1 protein-coding gene is annotated in these 2,738 nt (G+C 48.6%); it reads left to right on the forward strand.

Annotation, left to right across the window (positions count from 1 at the left end):
* Positions 1-735 precede the first annotated feature (735 nt).
* Positions 736-2,619: a group II intron reverse transcriptase/maturase gene (gene ltrA, locus ACQRD3_RS13350; RefSeq protein ID WP_427781715.1), complete on the forward strand. Its 1,884-nt coding sequence runs from the start codon at positions 736-738 to the stop codon at positions 2,617-2,619.
* Positions 2,620-2,738 lie beyond the last annotated feature (119 nt).

Here is a 2,738-nt window from a genome sequence, read left to right on the forward strand (position 1 = left end):
TTCTGGGGCGGGTGCGCTTTGTTCCTTGACAATCTGCGTAGAAATACGCAATAAAACAAGGCAGATTTCTCAAGAAATCTGAACTCTATGCTTGATTTGGCAGGGGAAGTACCTGCCTGACCCGGTGTGACGGGTAACAAAAACTCTGAAACTCCGACGTGCACATCATAGTGTCATGTGGTGTGTGCGAAGCTCGGTAAAGAGCGGTAGTGCGGTCTGAGATGGCCGCGCCCGCAGGAGGCTACAAATCGGTCATGTCCAGTATGTCTTGTTGCAGCCGACAAAAGTCCTGAGAGTAAGGCTCGTAAAGAAGAGGATGATAATACAGCCATCAGCCCCGAAGCGGGGTACTGCCGCTGTTCGACGCTTCCACCCGCGAAGAACAGCAGAAAACCACTAAGGTCGAATGTCTTTGGCAGAAGATCACACCAGCCAAAGATGGCAGTCGGGCCAGAGGGACGGGCTAAAACCGATATACAAAGCTAAAGCATAGGGAACAAAGGAACCGTGGACGGGTACATGGAAATGTAAAAGGGATGACACTCCCACCCGCGCAGGTAGGAAATGACCTGCTCATCCACGGGGCAGGAGCCCGTAGTAGTGATGAAGCCCCTGTAATGGGGGTGGAGCGAAGGGGCATAGTCAATGCAGATTGTATGTGAACAGGAAGTCGAGGAAGCCGTAGGCATACCTGACTAAAACCAGAAACACCAAGTCCGAAGGGAGGCGGTGCGTATGGCACAACAATTCGACAGTCCAAAAACCGAAACACAACTGCGCGAACTCCAAGACAAGCTGTTTCAGCACAGCAAAGAGGTCTATGACGCAGGCGGACGGCCAGCGTTCAAGGGACTTCTGGAAATTATGTCAGCAGAAGCAACCATTATCACAGCAATTCACAACATCAAAAGCAATCACGGCAGCGAGACCCCCGGCGTTGATTTCAAAACCATGCGAAAAGACTATCTGGAAAGACCCTATCAGTGGGTGATAAAGGATATTCAAAACGCATTCAAGTATTTTGAACCCCAGAAGATACGCCGGAAATACATCGACAAACCAGGAAAAGCCGAGAAACGCCCGCTGGGTATACCTACTATTCGAGACCGCATCGTACAGGAATGTATGAAAATCGTGCTGGAGCCGATTTTGGAAGCACGATTCTTTGAGCATTCTTACGGGTTTCGGCCCATGCGGGATACCGTGATGGCGCTGGCGCGCATCAATCAGGTAGCGCACACATCGGCTAAATACTGGATTGTTGAGGGAGACATAAGCAAATGCTTTGATAATATTGACCATGGAATCCTTCTAAACCGCCTGTACCACATCGGTATCAAAGACAGGCGTGTGTTGCAAATCATCAAGGCTATGCTGAGAGCCGGGATTATGGATGAATGCACCGTAAACGAGTATGGAACCCCACAGGGCGGGATTATCAGCCCGCTACTGGCCAATGTCTATCTGGACATAATGGATGAGTGGGTTACAAAGCAGTGGGAACACAAGAAAACTCGACGAGCTTACCGGACTGCGGGAACCAAGCGAAAATCGCTTTATCAAACTTCGCTGACTCCTGGATGGCTCATACGGTACGCAGACGATTTTGTCATCATCACAGACACCCGCGCCCATGCTGAACAATGGAAATCCAGATTGCAAACATTTCTGCAAGACAAACTCAAGCTGACATTATCCACAGAAAAAACGCTGATAACAGATGTACGGAGAAAACACATCCGCTTTCTCGGTTACGAACTCAAAATGATACCGGGAAACAGCAGAACAGGCTATATTACAAAGACGATACCAGACAGAGAACGGTTGCAGCGGAAAGTTGACAGTATCGCAGAGAGTATCAAGAAAATTCCCAGAAATTTTAGCAAGGAACAACTTATTGGGGAAATCAATCGCATCAACAGCCAAGTTCGAGGGATCATCCAGTACTACCAGTGCTGTACATGGGTCAGCGTTGCCCTGCGGCGGCACTCCCACCGATTGCAGATGATTGCCAAAGATCGTCTGAAGCAATACAGCGGCAGATGGATACCAGCAAACCAAACGCAAAATCTACCCCATGTTCATCAAAAGCATCAGCAGAAAATACCCTCGATAAAATATCGCGATATCTATGTTGGCTTTACTGCTCTCTCCTTCTGCCAGTGGGAAATGACGCCTGTGAAAGCGCAGGCAGAAACGCCATATTCGGAAGATGGCAGACAGCACTATTTCAAACGCACAAAAAAGAAACGCATGAACGCGCGGCTGGATGAGATGTACTCAGAGAGTACATCCCGCGCTGTCTGTTACAGCAAATGGGGACGACTCAACAATTTCGAGTTTATTATGAATAGAGCCTATGCGCTTAACCGTGACAGGCTGAAATGCCGGGTCTGCGGTGGTTGGTTAATATCAACTGAGCCTTGTGCTCACAGAGTCAACCCTTATCTCCCATTGAATCAAGTGAACCGTGTCAACAATCTGGTCTCTATGCACAGAAAATGCCTTGAAGCTGTGAACAACCCTAATCAGGATATCAGCGAGTTCGACAACGAAGCGCAAAAGAAAATCAAAGGTTTTAGGAATAAACTGGTTACTTCACATACACGCAACAAATAATCTGCATTGATGGTGCGCCGTGTGCGGTGAAAGTCGCAAGCACGGTGTGAAGCGGGGGAAAATCCACCCTGACTGTCCCGGCTACACCGGGATAAAAGCGGTGGATTACCTATCGCTAT

This window comes from Candidatus Pseudoscillospira sp. SGI.172 (assembly GCF_050313575.1).
In the GTDB taxonomy this organism is placed as follows: Bacteria; Bacillota; Clostridia; order Oscillospirales; family Oscillospiraceae; genus Vermiculatibacterium.